This window comes from Amycolatopsis sp. NBRC 101858 (genome assembly GCF_030269325.1).
GTDB lineage: Bacteria > Actinomycetota > Actinomycetes > Mycobacteriales > Pseudonocardiaceae > Amycolatopsis > Amycolatopsis ponsaeliensis.
Genome location: NZ_BSTD01000008.1, coordinates 357721 through 376957, shown reverse-complemented (window position 1 = coordinate 376957; position 19237 = coordinate 357721). Strand labels below are relative to the sequence as shown.

Below are 19237 nucleotides of genomic sequence, written 5' to 3'. Positions count from 1 at the left end.
GTCACTCCTTCACCGGCAGTTCCCAGACCAGCCCGATGCCGGTGTCGTCGCCGGAGTAGTCGTCTTCGACGGCCAGCAGCTCGGCCATCCTGGCCTGCCACGGGACGTTCGCGGGGTGGTCCCGCAACGCCGCCCGCATCGCCGCGTAGTCGTCCACCTCGACGACGTGAAAGAGGTCGAGACCGTTACGCCAGATCCGCCAGGTGCGGACGCCGGCTTCGCGGAGGGCGACGTCCAGCTCGGGCGGGATGACCGCGTGGACGGACTCGTATTCGGCCTCCTTGCCGGGCTTCAGCCGCGTATGGAGGGCCACTCTTTGAGGTGCCGGACCGTGGGTCATCACCACTCCTTCGCCGGGACATGGCACGCTGGGGGTAACACCGAAACATCCGAGGTCTGTTGCAGGGAAGGGCGGACACGATGCCCGTCACCGATGTCGCGATCGACAAGATCAAGGACATGATCATCTCCGGCGAGCTGGCACCGGGCGACCGGCTGCCGAAGGAGGCCGAGCTGGCCCAGCGGCTCGGGCTCTCGCGCAGCTCCCTGCGGGAGGCCGTCAAGGCGTTGTGCCTGATCAGGGTGCTCGACGTCCGCCAGGGCGACGGCACGTACGTCACCAGCCTCGAGCCGAACCTGCTGCTCGACGCGATGACGTTCGTGGTCGACTTCCACCGCGACGACACCGTGCTCGACTTCCTCGCCGTGCGGCGGATCCTCGAGCCGGCCGCGACCGCGCTGGCCGCGCTGCACATGAGCGACGACGACATCACCGAGCTGGGTCAGCTCCTCGGGGAGCTGGAGGACTCGCCGACGGTCGAGGCGCTGGTCGCCAACGATCTGCAGTTCCACCGCAAGATCGCCGACGGCTCCGGCAACCCGGTGCTCTGCTCGCTGCTCGACAGCCTCTCCGGGCCGACCGCGCGGGCCCGGATCTGGCGCGGCCTCACCCAGGAGGGCGCGGTCGCGAAGACCCGGGAGCAGCACTCGGCGATCTACGAGGCGATCGCGGCCCGCGAGCCGGAACTGGCGCGCTCGTGGGCGACCGTGCACGTCGCGGGCGTGGAGCAGTGGCTGCGCAACGCACTGGGCACCGCGGACGACCCGACCGTGCCCGATTCGGACGCCGAGCCGGCCGCGGAAGCCTCCTGACAGTGATCGGATGATCACCGGGTGACCATCAGGTCTGGGGCTTTCCGCCCGCGTACCGGGCGATGATCAGCGCGACCAGGATGATGGCGCCGTAGATCGCGCCCTGCCACTCCGCCGTCACGTGCGCGTAGTTGAGCAGGCTCGACACCGACGACAGCAGCAGGACGCCGGTGAGGGCGCCGACCAGCGTGCCCTTGCCGCCGTCGAGCGAGACGCCGCCGATCACCGCCGCCGCGAACACCTGCAGGATCATCCCCGACCCCTGGTTCGCACCGAGCGCGCCGACGTAACCGGTGTACGCGAGCCCGCCGATCGCGGCGAGGATCCCGGCGACGACGAACACCGCCCACGCGATCCGGTCGACGCGCACGCCGGCCGCCCGCGCGGCTTCCCGGTTGCCGCCGATCGCGTACAGCGCGCGGCCGACGCGGTGGTAGCGCAGCACCCAGCCGGCGACCGCGAACAGCAGCGCCGCCAGCCACACCGACATCGGCAGCCCGGCGAACGTCGTCGTCGCGAGGTTGGTGAACGAGTCCGGCAGGTTGAACAGCGTCTTGCCCTTGGTCGACCCGACCTGGACACCGCGCAGCACGGTGAGCATCGCCAGCGTCACGATGAAGGCGTTCAGCTTCAGCTTCACGATCAGGAAGCCGTTGACGAACCCGACGAGCGCACCGCACAGCGGGATCACCAAGAGCCCGATCGCGGCGGGCAGCTCGACGCCGAAGCCGGCCGACGCCGCCGGGATCACGACCATCGCGCCCAGCGCGGGTGCCAGGCCCATCGTGGATTCCAGCGACAGGTCGAACTTCCCGGTGATCAGCACCAGCGACTCGCCCAGCACCACCAGCGACAGCGCCGCGGACGCGGTCAGGATGCTGACGATGTTGCTCCAGCCGACGAAGGTGTCGTCGACCAGGCCGCCGATGAGGAACACCACGACCAGTGCGGGCAGCAGGGCGAGTTCACGCAGCCAGACGGCTTTCCGGCGCCGGGGTGGCGCGGGCAGCTCCGTCTGCGGAGAGGTCATCACGTCGGTCACGAAAGCTCGACTCCTTCGATGTCGGCCACGAGGTCGCCGTCGGACCACCCGGCCTCGTGCTCGGCGACCACGGCCCCGGCGCGCAGCACCAGGACCCGGTCGCTCAGGCGCAGGTCGTCCAGCTCGTCGCTGACGATAAGCACCGCCTTGCCTTCGGCGCGCACCCGGTCGACGACCGCGAGCAGCGCCTCCTTCGACTTCACGTCCACCCCGGCCGTCGGGTTGATCAGCACGACCACCCGCGGGTCGCTCAGCAGCGCCCTGGCCAGCACGACCTTCTGCTGGTTGCCGCCGGAGAGGTCGGACACCGGCTGCTCGGCACCCGCGGCCACGATGTCGTAGTCCTTCAGCGCCTGCGCCGCCTTCGCGTGCCGCGTCCCCGGCGACGCGATCCCGCCACGGCCCAGCTTGTCCAGGATGGACAGGGTGGCGTTGTCGGCGATCGAGTGCGCCAGCACCAGGCCCTCGTGGTGGCGGTCGCGCGGCACGCAGCCGATCCCGGCCCGGATCGCCGCCGGGATGTCGCCCGGCCGCAGCGGCTTGCCGTCGACGCGGACCGTGCCCGCGGACGGCGTCCGCAGGCCGTAGACCGTCTCGGCGACCTGGTGCTTCCCGCTGGCGTTGCTGCCCGCGAGCCCGACGACTTCGCCCTGGTGGAGCCGGAACGAGACGTCGTGGAAGCTGTCGCCGGAGAGCCCGTCGACCGCCAGGATCTCGGCGGCGTCGTCCTCGAGGGACTCCCGGGAGGCGGCGTCGCGGACGGACAGGCCGCCGGGTTCGCCGGTCATCGCGTCGACCAGCTCGGCCTTGCCGACCTCGGCCACCGGCGCGGTGAGCACGTGCTTCGCGTCGCGCAGCACCGTGACGGCCTGGCAGACTTCGTACACCTCGTGCAGGTGGTGCGAGATGAACAGGAACGTCACCCCGCCCGCCTGCATCTGGCGCATCCGCTCGAAGAGCCGCTCGATGGCCTGGCTGTCCAGCTGCGCGGTCGGCTCGTCGAGGACGATGAACCGGGCGCCGTAGGACAGCGCGCGGGCGATCTCGACGAACTGCCGGTCCTCGACCGACAGCTCGCCGGCCGGGGTGTCGACGTCGACGTGCACGTCCCACGAGTCGAGCAGCTCGCGGGCCTTGCGCCGCAACGACTTCCAGCCGATCGAGAACCCGCCGCCCGCCTGCCGGTTGAGGAACAGGTTCTCGGCGACGGTGAGCTGCGGGACGACCATCGCGTGCTGGTACACGCAGGCGACGCGGGCCTTCCAGTCGTCCTGCTTGGTCAGCGCGGGGGCCGGCTCGCCGCCGAACTCGACGTGCCCGGTGTCCGTGGCGGACAGTCCGGTGAGGATGGAGACGAGCGTCGACTTGCCGGCCCCGTTGCGCCCGACGAGCGCGTGCGACTCGCCGGGGTGCACGGTGAGGCTGACGTCGTGCAGCGCCACGGTCGGGCCGTAGCGCTTGCCGACTCCTACCGCGCTGACCACCGGGACGGCGGATTCGCCGGCGGGCAGCGCGGTCACAGGTTGTTCCCCCAGAGGGCCTTGTCGTCCACGTTGGCCTTGGTGATGACGGGCGCGGGCAGCTGGTCCTCGAGGATGCCGGGGCTGATCTCGACGATGGTGCTGTCGTGGTCGGTCGGGCCGGGCTTGAACGTCTCGCCCGCCATGGCCTTCTTCAGCCAGTACAGGCCGTACTTCGCGTACGCGTCGGCCGGCTGGGACACGGTGGCGTCGAGCTCGCCGGCGCGGATCGCGGCCAGCTCCTGCGGGATGCCGTCGTTGGACACGAGCACGATGTGCTTCGGGTCGCCGACCGGGAAGAACAGGTTCTTGCGCTTGAGGGCCTGCTCGGTCGGGGCCAGGTAGACGCCGCCGGCCTGCATGTAGACGCCCTTGATGTCCGGGTTCGCGGTCAGCATGCTGTCGAGGCCGGAGGACGCCTTGTCGGCCTTCCACTCGGCCGGGATCTCCAGCACCTGGACGCCCGGGTACTTCTGCTTCATGCAGTCGCGGAAGGCTTCCGAGCGGTCGCGGCCGTTGACCGACGCGAGGTCGCCCATGATCTGCACGACCTTGCCGGACTTGACCTTCTCGCCGATCGCGTCGCAGGCCTTGGTGCCGTAGGCCTTGTTGTCGGCCCGCACGACCATGGCGACCTTGCCGCTCTCGGGCGCGACGTCGACCGCGACCACCGGCACGCCCTTGTTCTCCGCCTGCTTGAGCCCGGCGACGATCGCGGCCGAGTCCAGCGGCGTGACGACCAGGCCCTTGACGCCCTGGTTGAGGAAGGTGCCGATGTCGGTGATCAGCTTCGCGGGGTCGCTGTCCGCGTTGACCGTCGGGAGGACGTCGACGCCCTCGGACTTGGCCATCTGCGGCACGTAGTTGTTGTAGGCCTGCCAGAACGGCGAGGTCAGCAGGGGCAGCGTGGCCCCGACCTTGCCGCCGGGGGTGCCGCCGCCCGCCGCGGGCGCCGACGCATTGTCCTTTGTGGACCCGCAGGCGGCCAGAACCAGGCCGCAGACGGCGGCCGTGGCGGCCACCTGGATCACCTTCGTGCGCACCGCATCCTCCTTGATGACAGCGGAAATCAAGTCTTGTTCAGTCGTGGTTCACGGGGCCGCGAGGACGCAGGCCGTACATGCCGCCGTCCACCGCGAGCGCGGTGCCGGTGGTCGAAGCGGAAAGCGGGCTGGCGAGGTAGACGATGGCGTTCGCCACCTCGTCGGCGGTGACCAGCCGGCCCATCGGCTGGCGCGCGGCGAGGGCCGCGCGTTCGGCCGCCGGGTCGCCGGCGGCGTCGAGCAGCCGGCCCACCCAGGGCGTGTCCGCCGTCCCGGGGCACACGCAGTTGACGCGGATCCGGTCGGGCAGGTGGTCGGTCGCCATGGCCAGGGTCAGCGAGAGCACCGCGCCCTTGGTGGCCGAGTAGACCGCGCGGTTGGGCAGGCCGGCCCAGGCCGCGATGGAGCAGGTGTTGACGATCGCCGCGGACGGCGAGTTCTTCAGGTGCGGCAGCGCGGCCCGGGCGAGCCGGACCATGCCGACGACGTTGACGTCGAACACGCGGTGCCACTCGTCGTCGCCGTTCGCGGTGACGTCGCCCTGCGCGCCGATGCCGGCGTTGTTGACGAGGATGTCGAGGCGCCCGAAGCGTTCCACGACGGTGTCGATCGCGGTGCGCACTTCGTCGTCCGAGGAGACGTCGCAGCGGATGCCGTCGTCGCCCGGCTTCAGGTCGAGGACCGCCACCTGCGCGCCGCGCTCGGCCAGCAGCGTGGCCGCGGCCAGGCCGATGCCCGAGGCGCCTCCGGTGACGGCGGCCACCAGGCCCTCGAATTCACTCACTTGCGGTCTCCGTCCACTCGGGACCGTCCGGGAAGCGGAACCGGCGCAGCGTCGCGTCGTGCATGCGCGCGGAGAACCCGGGGGCGGTCGGGGCGAGGTACCGGCCGCGCTCGACGACGGCCGGGTCGGTGAAGTGCTCGTGCAGGTGGTCGACCCACTCGATGGAGCGGTCCGCGTCGGTACCGGACACCGCCACGAAGTCGAACATCGAGAGGTGCCGGACGAGCTCGCAGAGCCCGACGCCGCCGGCGTGCGGGCACACCGGGACGCCGAACTTGGCGGCCAGCAGCAGGATCGCGAGGTTCTCGTTGAACCCGCCGACGCGGGCGGCGTCGAGCTGCAGCACCGAGATCGCGTCCGCCTGCAGCAGCTGCTTGAAGACGACGCGGTTCTGGACGTGCTCACCGGTGGCGATCTTGATGGGCGCAAGCGCTTTCGCGATGGCCGCGTGGCCGAGCACGTCGTCCGGGGACGTCGGTTCCTCGATCCAGTACGGGTCGTACGGCGCGAGCTCGGTCATCCAGTCGACCGCGGCCTGGACGTCCCAGCGCTGGTTGGCGTCGACGGCGATCCGGATGCCGTCGCCGACGGTCTCGCGGGCGAGCTTCATCCGCCGGACGTCGTCCTCGAGGTTGCCGCCGACCTTGAGCTTGATCATCTCGAAGCCGTCGGTGACGGCCTGCTCGGCCAGCCGCACCAGCTTCGCGTCGGCGTACCCGAGCCAGCCGGGGGACGTGCTGTAGGCGCGGTAGCCGTGCGCTTCCAGCTGCTTCGTCCGCTCGGCGCGGCCGGGTTCCGCGCGGCGCAGGATGTCCAGGGCCTCGGCTTCGGTGAGCGCGTCGGAGAGGTACCGGAAGTCGACCAGCGACACGAGCTCTTCGGGCGACATCCGGGCCGCGAACTGCCAGACCGGGAGGCCGGCGCGGCGCGCGGCGAGGTCCCACGCGGCGTTGACCACCGCCCCGACGGCCATGTGCGCGACGCCCTTTTCCGGGCCCAGCCAGCGGAACTGCGAGTCGCCGACGAGCGTGCGCGACAGGTCGCCCAACGCGGCCGCGTCCTCCGGGACGTCCCGGCCGACGACGTGCGGGGCGAGCGCGCGGATCGCGGCGGCCTGGACGTCGTTGCCGCGGCCGATGGTGAACGCGAGCCCGTAGCCGTCCGGGCCGCCGTCGGTGTGGAGCACGACGTAGGCGGCGGAGTAGTCCGGGTCGGGGTTCATGGCGTCCGAGCCGTCGAGCTCCCGGGAGGTCGGGAACCGGACGTCGAGGACCTCCATGCCGATGATCTTCGCCATGGTCAGGCCTGCCTCGCGGTCTGGCGCTGCCGGCCGAGGCCGTCGACCTCCAGCTCGATCACGTCGCCGTCGCGCAGGTAGGGCTTGGGGTCGGGCTGGCCGAGCGCGACGCCTTCGGGGGTGCCGGTGTTGATGAGGTCGCCCGGGCGCAGGACCATGACCTGGCTCAGGTGGTGGATGATCTCGGCCACGGAGAAGATCATGTCCTTGGTCGACGAGTCCTGCTTCTTCTCGCCGTTGATCCACAGCCGCAGGCCGAGGTCCTGCGGGTCGGGCACCTCGGCCGCGGGGACCAGCGCCGGGCCGAGCGGGTTGAAGTTCTCGCACGACTTGCCCTTGTCCCACTGGGCGGTGCGGAACTGCAGCGCGCGCTCGGAAACGTCGTTCGAGACGACGTAGCCGGCGACGTACTCGAGAGCTTCGTCGACGCTGTCGAGGTAGCGCGCGGTCTTGCCGATGACGACCCCGAGCTCGACCTCCCAGTCGGTGCTGACCGACCCGCGCGGGATGAGGACGTCGTCGGCCGGGCCGACCACGACGTCCGGCGCCTTCATGAAGACGACGGGCTCGGTCGGCGGCGTCGCGCCGGTCTCTTCCGCGTGCCGGCGGTAGTTCATGCCGATGCAGACGACCTTGCCGGGCTGGGCGATGGGCGAGCCGACGCGCAGGCCGTCGACGTCCGCCTTCGGCAGCTCCCCGGCGGCGAGCGCGGCGGCCACGCGGGCGACGCCGCCGGTGGCGAGGAAACCGCCGTCGATGTCGGCGGTCAGGCCGCCCAGCTCGTAGGTCGTGCCGTCGTCGGCACGCACGAACGGACGCTCACTTCCCGGCTCCCCGAGGCGCACAAGCTGCACGGATTTTCCCTTCACCCGCTCGACCAGACATCCGATGTATATCGCAGTCAGGGTCGCCGATCCAGAGCCGTCGCCCAATCGACCGGAAATTGATCGGATCAGTACCGGTTCAGTGCTCGTTTGAGCACGGGGTGTCACCGCTCACAGCCGGAATAGCGCAGGTCACCGCGTCGCTGGTCGGAGTCAGGGACCCGAGGAGGCGCATGACCATCACGCCGGAACGTACCGCGACGAGCAGGCGGACGCAGCTGAAGTTCGTCCTCGTCCTCGGTGGCCTCTCGGCGTTCGGGCCGCTGTCGATCGACATGTACCTGCCCGCGCTGCCGCGGATGGCGGGCGACCTCCACGCGGCGGACACGACGGTCCAGCTGACGCTCAGCGCGTTCATCGCCGGCCTGGCGCTGGGCCAGCTGGTGCTCGGACCGCTGTCGGACGCGCTGGGCCGCCGTCGCCCGCTGCTGGCCGGGCTCGTGCTCTACGTCGTGGGCTCGGTGCTGTGCGCGGTGAGCCCGGACGCGTGGCTGCTGGTCGCGGCCCGCGGTGTCCAGTCCCTCGGCGCGGCGGCCGGCATCGTGATCGCGCGGGCCACGGTGCGGGACCTGTTCTCCGGCACCGCGATGACGAAGTTCTTCTCGACGCTGATGCTGGTGAGCGGGCTGGCCCCGATCCTGGCGCCGCTGATCGGCGGGCAGCTGCTGAACTGGACGTCGTGGCGCGGGGTGTTCGTCGTGCTGACGGCGTTCGGCGCACTGCTGCTGGCCGTGGTGGTGTTCTTCTTCCCGGAGCCGTCTGCTTCGCGGTCGCCGGCGCGGCTCGGCCAGGTGATGCGGACCTACGGGCGGCTGGCGCTGGACCGGTCGTTCGCGGGCTACGCGCTGGCGTCCGGGCTGCTGTTCGCGTCGATGTTCGCCTACATCTCGGGCTCGTCGTTCGCGCTGCAGGGCGTCTACGGCTTGAGCCCGCAGGCCTACAGCGTGGTGTTCGGCGTGAACGGCGTCGGGATCGTGCTGGCGGGCCAGCTCAACGGACGGCTCGTGGGGCGGATCCGCGAGCGGGCGCTGCTGCTCACCGGGCTGCTGCTCGGCGTCTTCGGCGGGACCGCGGCGCTGGCGTCGGCGTTGTTCCGGGCGCCCTTGGCCTTGCTGCTGGTGTCGTTGTTCCTGCTGGTGTCGAGCATCGGCCTGGTGATGCCGAACTCGAGCTCGCTGGCGCTGGCGTCGCACGCTCGATCCGCGGGAGCGGCTTCGGCGTTGCTGGGGGTGCTGCAGTTCGTGGTGGGCGCGGTGGCGACGCCGCTGGTCGGGCTGGGCGGGCCCGGGACCGCGGTGCCGATGGCCGCGACGATGGCGGGGTTCGCGCTGCTGGCCCTGGTGGCTTATCTGGCCCTGACGCGCCCGGCTACTTCCTGAGCAGGCGTTCCAGCTCCTCGCCGGCCGGCTCGTGGCCGGCGTCGGCGATCCGCTGCAGCTCCAAGAGGTCATTCGCGGTGACCGCGCGCCGGGTCAGCAGGGCACCGGCGTGGTCACAGCCCTCGTCGAGCAGCTCGCTCAGCTCTTCGACGTCGCCGCGGGCGTCGGCGAGGTCGGCGAGCCGGTCGAGCGCCGTTTCGTTGCCCTCGTCGGCCAGCGCGCGCAGGGTCTCGTAGTCCGCCATGCCCGCCATCCTGCAACCTTGCCCCTGGGGCAAGGTCAAGTGCGACGATGGCCGGGTGCTCACCATCGGACAGCTCGCCGGGTACGTCGGGGTGACGGCCAAGACGATCCGCGTCTACCACGCGAAAGGGCTCCTGCCCGAGCCGCCGCGCGACGCGTCCGGCTACCGCCGCTACAGCGCGGCCGACGCCGTGGAGCTGATCAAGATCCGCACGCTCGCCGAGGCGGGGGTGCCCTTGGCGCGCATCCGCGAGCTGCGTTCCGGCGGCGAGCTCGCGGCGGCCTTGCGGCAGATCGACGACGACCTGTCCGCACGCATCGAAGGGCTCCGCGCGACCCAGGAACGACTCCGGCAGCTGGCCGACGGCCGGCTGTCCGCGCTGCCCGCCGACGTCGTGGAGTTTCTGTCCCGCATGCCGGGTCTGGGGTTCAGCGAGAGGTGGGTGGCGCTGCAGCACGACCTGTGGCTGCTGGTGTTCGCCACGCACCCATCCACGGCGCGCGCGAACTTCCAGGACCAGTCGTCGATGCTGGCCGACCCGGATCTGCTGTCGATCGTCCTCGAGTACGACGGCGTGCACGACCTGGACCCGAGGGACCCCCGCGTCGACGCGCTGGCAGACAAGCTCATTGCGGCGACTCGCGACCGCTACGGTGCGGAACTTCCTTCGTACGACCAGGGTTCCGCGATCCCGGCGCTGGTGCAGGGAGCCGTGAACGCGTCGTCACCGGCGTGGCGACGGCTCGACTCCCTGCTCCGCGAACGCCTCAGGTGAGCGACGCCAGGTCCGCCGTCTTGAGCTGCTCCGCCGTCACCTTCGTGCGGCCGTCCACCAATGCGCTCAACGCATCCCCGTCGTCCCACATGTTCACGTTCATCGCCGCCGATACCTCGCCGTCGCGGAGCCAGAACGCCGTGAACTCGCGGGCCGCCAGATCGCCCCGGACCACCAGCTCGTCCGCCGCCGGGTCGGCCAGCCCGCGGTACTCGCAACCCAAGTCGTACTGGTCCGTGAAGAAGTACGGCGAGGCGAGGTACGGCTCGTTCTCCCCCAGCAGGTTCTGCGCCACGTGCGTGCCCTGGTCCTTCGCGTTCGACCAGTGCTCCACGCGGATGCGGTGCCCGTAGCGCGGGTGGAAGTGGGCCGCGATGTCGCCCACCGCGTACACGTCCGGGGCCGCCGTGCGCAGGCCCGCGTCCACGCACACCCCGCCGTCGTCGGACAGCTCCAGGCCCGCCGTGTGCGCCAGCTCCACCCGGGGTGCCGCGCCGACCGCGACCAGGACCACGTCCGCCGTCAGCTCGTCGCCGCCGCTCAGGCGGACGCCGCGGACGCCGTCCGGGCCGCCCGTGATCTCCGCGACCTGCTCGCCCAGCCGCCAGTGGACGCCCTTTTCCGCGTGCAGGTCCCGGAACACCCCGCCGACCGTCTCGCCGATCACCGTGGCCAGCGGCACCGCGACCGGGTCCACCACCGTCACGTCCGCGTCGTGCGTGCGGGCCGCCGCGGCGGCTTCCGAGCCGATCCAACCGGCGCCGACGACCACCACCCGCTCCGCCGCGGCGAACGCCGAACGCAGCTTGAGCGCGTCGTCGAGACTGCGCAGCGTGTACAGCCCCGGGAGGTCGCCGCCGGGGACCGGGAGCGAGCGCGGCCGGGAGCCGGTCGCCAGCACGAGGCGGTCGTAGCGGTGCTCGCCGCCCGCGTCGTCCAGCACCAGCCGCGCGCCCAGCTCGACGCGCGTCGCCGTGACGCCCGCGCTGAACCGGATGTCGTGCTCCGCGTAGAACTTCTCTTCGTGCACCCAGTCGGGCTCGTCCGTGGTGCCGAGCAGCACGCCCTTCGACAGCGGCGGCAGCTCGTACGGCCGGTGCGGGTCGGACCCCATCAGCAGGACTTCGCCGGTGTACCCGCGTTCACGCAACGCGGCCGCGGCGGACGCGCCGCCCAGGCCCGCTCCCACGATGACGATCTTCCGCGGCTCCGGCATCAGTGACCTCCCACGTCGACGAGTCCGGTGCGGACGCTACTCCCGAACGGGCCCGGCCACGACCGGGGGATACGCCGGAAATCCGCGAAGCGCAAGAGAAAACTCACGAGTAGGCAAATCGGGTGAACCGGCGTCATAGCGCCTCCGGGCCCCGCTCCCACCCTCGCACGGAGCACGACCACGAGGAGAAACGGAGGGGCGGCGACCATGAGTCGGGGCGAATGGTCCGTCGGCTGCCGGGATCTGGCCGGCAGGCGCAGGGACGTGACGGTGTTCGTCAGTCAGGACAAAGTAGTGCTGGTCGCGCCGCCGGGCGAGGCCGCGGTGCTCGGCCCGCTCGACGTCGGACGGCTGCGCGCCGCCCTGCGCGACGCCGTCGTCGCGACGGCGGACGAGACGGCCGGACCGTGAGCCGAAGACACTGACAACTATCGTTCCTACTTTCCAGTAGGTTAGAGTCGGCCCCGACGACGGAAGGGACCGGCCATGACGACCTACTTCGTGACGGGCGCGACGGGCTTCATCGGGAAGCGCCTGGTCGCCCGCCTGCTGCGGCGGCCGGAGACGTCCGCGGTGTACGCGCTGGTCCGCGAAACCTCCCGGGACCGCCTGGCCGAGCTGGCCCAGGACTGGCCGGGTGCGGACAAGCTCCACCCGGTGCTCGGCGACCTCGCCGAACCCCGGCTCGGCGTCGACCCGGCCGGGGTGGGGCGCCTCGACCACGTCGTCCACCTCGGCGCGATCTACGACCTCACCGCCGGCGAGGACGCCAACCGGCGCGCCAACGTCGAGGGCACCCGGCACCTGCTCGCCTTCGCCTCGGCCGCGGAGGCGGGCCTGGTGCACCACGTGTCCTCGATCGCCGTCGCGGGCGACCACGCCGGGCGGTTCACCGAGGCCGACTTCGACCTCGGCCAGCACTTCGGCTCGCCGTACCACGCGACGAAGTTCCAGGCCGAGAAGCTCGTCCGCGAGCAGTCCCTGCCCTTCCGCGTCTACCGGCCCTCGGCCGTCGTCGGCGACTCGCGCACCGGCGAGATGGACAAGGTCGACGGCCCGTACTACTTCCTCCCCGCGATCTCGCGGCTGGCAGCGCTGCCGGCGCGGCTCCCGCTCGCCGCGCCCGGTCTCGGGGCGACGAACCTGGTGCCGGTCGACTACGTCGTCGAGGCGATGGAGCACCTGATGCACCGGGACGCGCCGTCCGGGGCGACCTACCACCTCGCCGCTGCCCGGCCGCAGTCGCTCAACTCCGTGTACAACGCCTTCGCGCGCGCGGCCGGCGGGCCGACGATCCGGGCCGTGCTGCCGGCGCGGCCGTCCGGCGTCGTGCGGCGGGTGGGCACCCGGCTCGCGCACGCGGCGGCCACCGGCGTCGACCGCTTGCCCGGCGGCCGGGCCACCCGCGCCGCCGTCCTCGAGGAGCTGGGCATTCCCCTCGAAGTGCTGCCGCACCTGAGCACGGACGTCGTCTTCGACACCGCGCGCACCACGACCGCGTTGTTCGGCAGCGGCATCGAACTGCCGGAGCTGCGCGACTACGCGGCGCCGCTCTACCGGTACTGGCAGGCCCACCTCGACCCCGACCGCGCGCGCCGCCGGCACGGGCTGGCGGGGCGCACGGTGCTGATCACCGGGGCGTCGTCCGGGATCGGCCGGGCGTCGGCCCTCGCCGTGGCACGCAAGGGCGCGAAGGTGATCCTCGTGGCCCGGCGCGCTTCGGAGCTCGAAGAAGTCCGCGACGAGATCACCGCGGCCGGCGGCGCGTCCGCGGCGTACCCCTGCGACCTCACCGACGGCGACGCCGTCGACGCGCTGGTCAAGGACGTGCTCGGCGACCACGGCGCGGTCGACATGCTGGTGAACAACGCCGGCCGGTCGATCCGGCGCTCGGTGACGCTGTCCACCGAACGCTTCCACGACTACGAGCGCACGATGGCCATCAACTACTTCGGGCCGGCACGGCTGATCCTCGGCTTCCTGCCGTCGATGACCGAGCGGCGGTTCGGCCACGTCGTCAACGTCACCACCATGGGCCTGCAGACCGACACCCCGCGCTTCTCGGCGTACCTGGCGTCGAAGGCGGCGCTGGAGGAGTTCGGGCTGACGGCCGGGCGCGAGACGCTCTCGGACGGCGTCACGTTCACGTCGGTGCGGATGCCGCTGGTCCGGACGCCGATGATCGCGCCGACCGGCTACCGCGGCCTCCCGTCGAGCAGCCCGGAACGCGCGGCCGCGCTCGTGGTGAAGGCCTTGGAGGACCGGCCGGAAGTCCTCAGCCTGCCCGAAGGCCGGGCCGCCGAGCTGGCGACGCTCGCCGCGCCACGGCTCGCCCGGTTCGCCGCGCACCTCGCCTACCGGGCGATGCGGGAGTCCGCGCCCGAGGCACGCGGCCTGCCCCGCCCGCCCGCGCCGGCGGCGGTCGCGGCGGCGGTCACCCGCCTGTTCTGGCGTCGTCGCGCCTGATCCCCTCGAATTCCGCCGAAACCCTGGCCCTGGAGACGACGGTACTTCTACCCTCGCGCGAGTCCCGTACATTGGTACGGGCGTGAACTGGGGAGTTCGGAATGCCGGAAATCAGCAGTACTGGGGAACGATCCGCCGTGGCCGCCGAGACGGCCGCCATCGGCACCGCCCGGCGCACCATCGGGTGATCCACGGACCGGAGCCGGGTGCGCGCCCACCCGGCTCCGGCTCCCGGGCCACCACGCGAAGCTCCGCCCCGCCTGGCCGAACGGTCAGGCAGGACCGGTAGGCCCGGGTGGTGCTGTCCACGCCGGTGCCGGACCAGGCCGCTACCATCGCTTTCCGGGCGTGATCGGGGAGCGGAAGGCGGGCTGGCGTGGACGTGGCGAGTCCTACGCGCGCCGCCGCCCCGGAACCCCGGCCCGCGAAACCCGCCCGGCCGCTGCTGCGCTGGGGTGTCCACGCCGGCTGGGTGGTCCTGCTGGCCCTGGCCACCGAACTGCGCGTCGGCCGGTTCGGGTTCCACCCCTCCGACCAGGGCTTCATCCTCGCCCAGGCGTGGCGCGTGCTGCACGGCGAAGTCCCGCACGCCGACATCATCTCCGCGCGCCCGCTCGGGTCCGCGGTGCTGCACGTCGTCGACTACGCCCTGCCGATGCCGCTGTTCTTCGGGTCGAGCTTCCTGTCGATGATCGAGATCATCGTCGCCACCATCGCCTTCGCCACGCTGGTCACCCGCCGCCGGGTGCTCGACTGGGGCCCGGGCATGACCGCGATGGTCGCGGCCGCGTCGCTGATCAACCTCAACGCCTTCCCGCTGATGGCCTGGCACACCGTCGACGGCATCGCGCTCACCGCGTGCGGCGCCTGGGCCCTCGACGCCGGCCTCGGCGGAGACCGCGCGCTCGCCCGGCGCGGCGGGCTGGTGCTTCTCGGCTGCGCGGTGTTCGTCAAGCAGAGCTTCGCCCTCGCCGCGGTGATCGGCGTGCTGTGGCTGCTGCTGCACCCGGCCACCCGCGCGGGTGCGCTGCGCACGGCGCGCTGGTGGCGCCGGCTCGTCCTCGACCTGCTCTCGCTCGGCGCGCCCGGGCTGGCGTACGTCGCGTGGGTGAGCCTCGGCGGCGGGTTCGCCGAGATGGTCGAGCAGCTGACCGGCGGCGTGCCCGCGTACGGCCAGCGCTTGCTCGGTCTCTGGCTCGAGGACCCCGAGGTGCTGACCCGCGCGCCGATGCGGGAACTGGGCTTCTTCGCCGCGATCGCCGTCGTGCTGCTGGCCGTCCGGCTGCCCGGTGACCGGCTCGGCGCGGCCGGGCGGGCCGCGTCCTGGGTGCTCGTGCTCGCCGGTGCGGCCGCCGTCGTCTGGACGGTCGTCGACGGCCGGTTCACCGGTTCCTCGCGCTGGGCGGACGTCCTGTGGTGGATCGTCGCGGTCAGCGTGCCGGTCAACGCCGCCGTCACGCGGAAGGTGCCGTGGGCCGGCCTGCTCGTGCTCGCCACCGGGTTCATGACCAGCCTGTCGTGGGGCAACGACACGCCGACGCTGCTCACCGGCACCCTCGCGCTGACCGCGTTGCTGCTGCTGAGCCACCTCGTCCCGCCGCGGCCGCGGCTCGCGCGCCGCTGGGTGACGGCGACGGCGGGCCTGACGGCGGTGGCGGTGTGCGGCTGGGTCGTCGTCGCGCGCCACGACCAGGCGGCCTACCTCGACCTCGGGCACGACCGGCTGACCGCCGACCTCGGCGACGTCAGCCCGAAGATGGCCGGCATCCGCACCAACCCTTCGACGTTCACGTTCGTCCGGCAGATCCGCGACTGCCTCGCGCAGTTCCCGGCCGCGAAGACGGCGATCCTGCCCGACAGCACGTTCGCCTACCCCGCGTTCGGCCTGCGCAACCCGTTCCCGCTGGAGTGGCCGCTGCCGCTGGAGATCGTCGGCGACGCACCGGAGCGGATGCTCGCGAAGGCCGACGACCTGAACCGCGACGGCGGCTACCTGGTGCTGTTCGAGACGGATTCGATCCGGATGCTCGCGACCGGCGGCCCGGTGCCGGAGTCGATCCCGGTCGACACCCCGGTGTTCGACTACCTCGGCCTGGAGAAGGCGATCCAGGCCCGGCTCACGGGCCGCGCGATCACGTGCGGCAGCTTCGTCGGGAAGTACGCGCCCTAGTTACGGTCGCCCCGGACCAGCTCGAGCAGGGTCTCCGGGGCGTCGTCGCCGAACAGGCTCTCGAGGAGGACGGCGTCGTCGATCGGCGTCGCGGCGCGGACGAACATGGCTTCTTCGTACTGGGCGAGCGCGGCCTCGACGTCGCCGGGGTGCGCGGCCAGGGCCTGACCGAGCTCCGCGCCGTCGAGCATGGCGAGGTTGGCGCCCTCGCCGTTCGGGGGCGCGAGGTGCGCGGCGTCGCCGACGAGGGTCACGCCCGGCACGCGGGCCCACCGCAGCCCGGTCGGCAGCGAGTAGTGCAGGCGCAGGACCGGGCTGGTGTCCCCGTCGGTGATCAGCGCGGTGAGCTCCGGTGCCCAGCCCTCGAACTCCGCCGCGACGCGCGCGGCGGCCGCGGCCGGATCGGTGAAGTCGATGGCGGCGAACCACTCCAGCGACCGGTTGAGCGCCACGTAGGTGTGCAGGGTGTCGCCGCTTTCGCGGTGGGCGTTGATCCCCTCGTCCGACGAGCCGGCGTGCGCGACCATCGACCCGCCGCCGACCGCCTTGGCGGTCTCGGGGTGGCGGGAGTCGGCGAGGAACAGGTACGTCTCGACGAACGCCGTGCCTTCGTACACCGGAGTGACGTCGGTGAGCAGCGGCCGGACCTTCGACCAGGCGCCGTCCGCACCGACGAGCAGGTCCGTGACGACACTGGTGCCGTCCTCGAAGGTGACTTCGTGGCGGCCGTCGTCGAGGGTGCGCGCGCCGGCGGCCTTGCGGCCCCACCGGACGGTGCCCTCCGGGAGCGCGTCGAGCAGCATGCGGCGCAGTTCGCCGCGCTGCACTTCGGGACGGCCGCCCGTGCCGTCGTCGACCTTCTCGTACAGCAGGTTCGCGTCCCGGTCGAGGATCCGCATCGCCTGGCGGCCTTCGAGGATGAGCTCGCCGAACTCGTCCTCCAGGCCGGCGGCTTCGACGGCGAGCTGCCCGTTGTAGTCGTGGATGTCCAGCATCCCGCCCTGCATGCGCGCCATCGGGGAGGACTCGGCCTCGTGGACGGTGACGTCGATGCCGTGGACGTGCAGGACCCGGGCCAGGGTGAGGCCGCCGAGGCCGGCGCCGATGATCGTGACGTTCATGGGTGCTCCTTCGGTTCGTTTCGCGACAACCGAAGAGTGGCGGGGGTGCCTGGTGCGGGCCGCACACCGCACTGGCACGCCGCTGGCACCCGCTGTCAGTCGGCCAGCAGGTCGTCCGGGCTGCCGTTCGCCAGCGCCGCCAGGACGTCGAGGGCGGCCGCCAGCGTCGGCACCGGCGGGGCCGACACGGCGATCCGCACGGCGTTCGGCGCGTGGCCCGGCAGCACCGCGAACGCCGCGGCCGGCAGCAGGGCGATGCCGCGACGGGCCGCCGCCGCGACGAACGTCTCCGCCCGCCACTGCTCCGGCAGCTCCCACCAGCGGTGGTAGGACGCCGCGTCACCGTGCAGGCCCGGCAGCTTCGCCTCGACCACCGACGCCCGTGCGGCGGCGTCCGCGCGTTTCGCGGCTTCGACGGCGGCGAGAGTGCCCGTGACGATCCACTGCGTCGCCGCTTCGACGGCGAAGCGCGACGCGGCCCACGCACCCGAGCGGACCGACGACGCCAGCCGCGCGGTCCAGGCCGGCGGCGCCACCAGGAATCCCGCCGTCAGGCCGGGCGCGACGCGCTTGGACAGGCTGTCGACGAACACCGTCCGCTCCGGCGCGTACGCGGCGAACGGCCGGACGTCGTCGCGCAGGAACGTGTAGATGCCGTCCTCGATCACCGGCAGGTCCAGCCGCGCGGCGACGGCGGCGAGTTCTTCACGGCGTTTCGGCGGCATGGTCGTGCCGAGCGGGTTGTGCAGGGTCGGCTGGACGTAGAGCGCGCGCACCGGCCCGGCCGCGGCCAGGGCGGCCGGCACGAGTCCGTGGTCGTCGGTGTCGATGGGGACCAGCTCGACGCCGAGCCTCGCCGCGACGGCCTTCACCACCGGGTAGGTCAGCGACTCGACCGCGAGCCGCTCCCCCACCGGCACGAACGCGGCGATCGCGGCCGCGATGGCCTGCCGTCCGTTGCCGGTGAACAGGACGGCTGCCGGGTCCGGACGCCAGTCGCCGCGGGTGAGCAGCGTGGCCGCGGCCTCCCGGGCGGTCGGCGTACCCGCGGCACCGATCGGGTGCAGGGCCGCGGTGAGGACGTCGTCGCGCAGCAGGGGTTCGAGGGCCTTGGCGAGCCGGGCGCTCTGGTCGGGCAGGACGGCGAAGTTGAGCTCGAGGTCGACCCGGGCATCCCCGGGTTCGGCGAGCGCGGGTTCGGGCGGCGGTTTCGCGGCCCGCACGAAGGTGCCCCGCCCGACCTCGCCGACGGCCAGGCCACGCCGCACGAGCTCACCGTAGACGCGGGCGGCGGTGGAGTTCGCGAGCCCGCGCTCCCGCGCGAAGCGGCGCTGCGGCGGGAGCCGGTCCCCGGGGCGGAGACGGCCGGCCTCGATGTCGGCGGCGAGGGCGTCCGCGACGACGCGGTAGTCGTCCATGTGCACCTTCCCGCCTTCGATCGCTCCTGAGCATGATCCCAGCCCGCTAGATTGGCCGTGGAGGTGCCATGACCGACCAGAATTGGGCCGACGTCGACGACTACTTCACCGGCGCGCTGCTCTCCCCCGATCCGGTGCTCGACGACGCGCTCGCCGACTCGGCCGCCGCCGGGTTGCCGCGCATCGCCGTCGCCCCCAACCAGGGCAAGCTGCTGAACCTGCTGGCGCGGCAGGCCGGGGCGCGCTCGATCCTGGAGATCGGCACGCTCGGCGGGTACAGCACGATCTGGCTCGCCCGCGCGCTGCCGGCCGGTGGCAAGCTGGTGACCTGCGAGTACGAGCCCAAGCACGCCGAAGTCGCGAAGGCCAACCTCGCGCGGGCGGGCTTCGGCGAGGACGTCGTCGACATCCGCGTCGGCGCCGCGCTCGACACCCTGCCGACGCTGACCGGGCCGTTCGACTTCATCTTCGTCGACGCCGACAAGAACAACCTCGGGAACTACGTGCGCGCGGTGCTGGACCTGTCGCGGCCGGGCACGACGATCGTCGTCGACAACGTCGTCCGGGCCGGCCGGGTGGTCGACGCGGGGAGCACCGACCCGGACGTCCTGGGCGTGCGCGAGATGGTCGGCGTCCTCGCCGCCGAGCCGCGGCTGGACGCGACCGCCGTGCAGACCGTGGGCACCAAGGGGCACGACGGGTTCGTGCTGGCCCTGGTCCGCTGAC

Annotated in this window: 18 protein-coding genes; 7 read left to right on the top strand and 11 right to left on the bottom strand. The window is 72.4% G+C overall.

Annotated elements, in window-relative coordinates:
- Position 1 precedes the first annotated feature (1 nt).
- Positions 2 to 340, bottom strand: coding sequence for an L-rhamnose mutarotase (locus QSK39_RS48850; RefSeq protein WP_285484686.1), 339 nt, complete (start codon positions 338 to 340; stop codon positions 2 to 4).
- 80 nt (positions 341 to 420) lie between these two features.
- On the opposite strand from QSK39_RS48850, the gene QSK39_RS48845 reads away from it, so the two are divergent.
- Positions 421 to 1152, top strand: a complete 732-nt coding sequence (locus QSK39_RS48845; protein ID WP_155545211.1) for a FadR/GntR family transcriptional regulator — start codon at positions 421 to 423, stop codon at positions 1150 to 1152.
- A gap of 28 nt (positions 1153 to 1180) precedes the next feature.
- On the opposite strand, the gene QSK39_RS48840 is transcribed toward QSK39_RS48845, so the two are convergent.
- The 6 genes from QSK39_RS48840 to QSK39_RS48815 are packed head-to-tail and all read right to left on the bottom strand — an operon-like array spanning position 1181 to position 7692.
- Positions 1181 to 2194, bottom strand: a complete 1014-nt coding sequence (locus QSK39_RS48840) for an ABC transporter permease (RefSeq protein ID WP_285484685.1) — start codon at positions 2192 to 2194, stop codon at positions 1181 to 1183.
- On the bottom strand, positions 2191 to 3714 hold the full coding sequence (locus QSK39_RS48835; RefSeq protein ID WP_285484684.1) for a sugar ABC transporter ATP-binding protein: 1524 nt from the start codon (positions 3712 to 3714) through the stop codon (positions 2191 to 2193). Before QSK39_RS48835 ends, QSK39_RS48840 begins: the two co-directional genes overlap by 4 nt.
- Complete coding sequence (locus QSK39_RS48830) at positions 3711 to 4745, bottom strand: sugar ABC transporter substrate-binding protein (protein WP_285484970.1); 1035 nt, start codon at positions 4743 to 4745, stop codon at positions 3711 to 3713. The genes QSK39_RS48835 and QSK39_RS48830 overlap by 4 nt, the downstream gene beginning before the upstream one ends.
- Positions 4746 to 4794: 49 nt before the next feature.
- A complete protein-coding gene (locus QSK39_RS48825) occupies positions 4795 to 5541 on the bottom strand; it encodes an SDR family NAD(P)-dependent oxidoreductase (protein ID WP_285484683.1) in 747 nt (248 codons plus the stop codon).
- Positions 5534 to 6838 carry an enolase C-terminal domain-like protein gene (locus QSK39_RS48820; protein WP_285484682.1) on the bottom strand — a complete coding sequence of 435 codons (1305 nt, stop codon included), beginning with the start codon at positions 6836 to 6838 and terminating at the stop codon, positions 5534 to 5536. The genes QSK39_RS48825 and QSK39_RS48820 overlap by 8 nt, the downstream gene beginning before the upstream one ends.
- Positions 6839 to 6840: 2 nt before the next feature.
- Positions 6841 to 7692, bottom strand: coding sequence for a fumarylacetoacetate hydrolase family protein (locus QSK39_RS48815; RefSeq protein ID WP_285484681.1), 852 nt, complete (start codon positions 7690 to 7692; stop codon positions 6841 to 6843).
- 203 nt (positions 7693 to 7895) lie between these two features.
- Here QSK39_RS48815 and QSK39_RS48810 point away from each other — a divergent pair, with 203 nt between their 5' ends.
- Positions 7896 to 9101: a multidrug effflux MFS transporter gene (locus QSK39_RS48810; RefSeq protein WP_285484680.1), complete on the top strand. Its 1206-nt coding sequence runs from the start codon at positions 7896 to 7898 to the stop codon at positions 9099 to 9101.
- On the opposite strand, the gene QSK39_RS48805 is transcribed toward QSK39_RS48810, so the two are convergent.
- Positions 9091 to 9345, bottom strand: coding sequence for a hypothetical protein (locus tag QSK39_RS48805; protein ID WP_285484679.1), 255 nt, complete (start codon positions 9343 to 9345; stop codon positions 9091 to 9093). The two genes, QSK39_RS48810 and QSK39_RS48805, sit on opposite strands and share 11 nt — an antisense overlap.
- Before the next feature lie 55 nt (positions 9346 to 9400).
- On the opposite strand from QSK39_RS48805, the gene QSK39_RS48800 reads away from it, so the two are divergent.
- Positions 9401 to 10120, top strand: a complete 720-nt coding sequence (locus tag QSK39_RS48800; protein ID WP_285484678.1) for a MerR family transcriptional regulator — start codon at positions 9401 to 9403, stop codon at positions 10118 to 10120.
- On the opposite strand, the gene QSK39_RS48795 is transcribed toward QSK39_RS48800, so the two are convergent.
- Entirely contained in the window at positions 10113 to 11336 is a 1224-nt protein-coding gene (locus tag QSK39_RS48795) for an NAD(P)/FAD-dependent oxidoreductase (RefSeq protein ID WP_285484677.1), read from the bottom strand. The two genes, QSK39_RS48800 and QSK39_RS48795, sit on opposite strands and share 8 nt — an antisense overlap.
- A 207-nt stretch (positions 11337 to 11543) precedes the next feature.
- Between QSK39_RS48795 and QSK39_RS48790 the strand changes: the two genes are divergently transcribed.
- From QSK39_RS48790 to QSK39_RS48780, 3 genes are all read left to right on the top strand, one after another.
- A complete protein-coding gene (locus tag QSK39_RS48790) occupies positions 11544 to 11747 on the top strand; it encodes a hypothetical protein (RefSeq protein WP_285484676.1) in 204 nt (67 codons plus the stop codon).
- Between the two features lie 75 nt (positions 11748 to 11822).
- Complete coding sequence (locus QSK39_RS48785; protein WP_285484675.1) at positions 11823 to 13802, top strand: SDR family oxidoreductase; 1980 nt, start codon at positions 11823 to 11825, stop codon at positions 13800 to 13802.
- A 376-nt stretch (positions 13803 to 14178) separates the two neighbouring features.
- Positions 14179 to 15972: a hypothetical protein gene (locus QSK39_RS48780; RefSeq protein WP_285484674.1), complete on the top strand. Its 1794-nt coding sequence runs from the start codon at positions 14179 to 14181 to the stop codon at positions 15970 to 15972.
- Here QSK39_RS48780 and QSK39_RS48775 read toward each other — a convergent pair.
- Complete coding sequence (locus tag QSK39_RS48775; RefSeq protein WP_285484673.1) at positions 15969 to 17093, bottom strand: FAD-dependent oxidoreductase; 1125 nt, start codon at positions 17091 to 17093, stop codon at positions 15969 to 15971. The two genes, QSK39_RS48780 and QSK39_RS48775, sit on opposite strands and share 4 nt — an antisense overlap.
- 95 nt (positions 17094 to 17188) lie before the next feature.
- Entirely contained in the window at positions 17189 to 18511 is a 1323-nt protein-coding gene (locus tag QSK39_RS48770) for an aminotransferase-like domain-containing protein (protein ID WP_285484672.1), read from the bottom strand.
- 68 nt (positions 18512 to 18579) lie between these two features.
- Between QSK39_RS48770 and QSK39_RS48765 the strand changes: the two genes are divergently transcribed.
- Positions 18580 to 19236, top strand: a complete 657-nt coding sequence (locus tag QSK39_RS48765) for an O-methyltransferase (protein WP_285484671.1) — start codon at positions 18580 to 18582, stop codon at positions 19234 to 19236.
- Position 19237 lies beyond the last annotated feature (1 nt).

What these genes read in the sequence shown, in the direction of transcription:
- QSK39_RS48850 (WP_285484686.1), bottom strand. Translation starts at nt 340, where the DNA reads ATGACCCACGGTCCGGCACCTCAAAGAGTGGCCCTCCATACGCGGCTG.
- QSK39_RS48845 (WP_155545211.1), top strand. Translation starts at nt 421, where the DNA reads ATGCCCGTCACCGATGTCGCGATCGACAAGATCAAGGACATGATCATC.
- QSK39_RS48820 (WP_285484682.1), bottom strand. Translation starts at nt 6,838, where the DNA reads ATGGCGAAGATCATCGGCATGGAGGTCCTCGACGTCCGGTTCCCGACC.
- QSK39_RS48810 (WP_285484680.1), top strand. Translation starts at nt 7,896, where the DNA reads ATGACCATCACGCCGGAACGTACCGCGACGAGCAGGCGGACGCAGCTG.
- QSK39_RS48805 (WP_285484679.1), bottom strand. Translation starts at nt 9,345, where the DNA reads ATGGCGGACTACGAGACCCTGCGCGCGCTGGCCGACGAGGGCAACGAA.
- QSK39_RS48795 (WP_285484677.1), bottom strand. Translation starts at nt 11,336, where the DNA reads ATGCCGGAGCCGCGGAAGATCGTCATCGTGGGAGCGGGCCTGGGCGGC.
- QSK39_RS48790 (WP_285484676.1), top strand. Translation starts at nt 11,544, where the DNA reads ATGAGTCGGGGCGAATGGTCCGTCGGCTGCCGGGATCTGGCCGGCAGG.
- QSK39_RS48785 (WP_285484675.1), top strand. Translation starts at nt 11,823, where the DNA reads ATGACGACCTACTTCGTGACGGGCGCGACGGGCTTCATCGGGAAGCGC.
- QSK39_RS48775 (WP_285484673.1), bottom strand. Translation starts at nt 17,093, where the DNA reads ATGAACGTCACGATCATCGGCGCCGGCCTCGGCGGCCTCACCCTGGCC.
- QSK39_RS48770 (WP_285484672.1), bottom strand. Translation starts at nt 18,511, where the DNA reads ATGGACGACTACCGCGTCGTCGCGGACGCCCTCGCCGCCGACATCGAG.
- QSK39_RS48765 (WP_285484671.1), top strand. Translation starts at nt 18,580, where the DNA reads ATGACCGACCAGAATTGGGCCGACGTCGACGACTACTTCACCGGCGCG.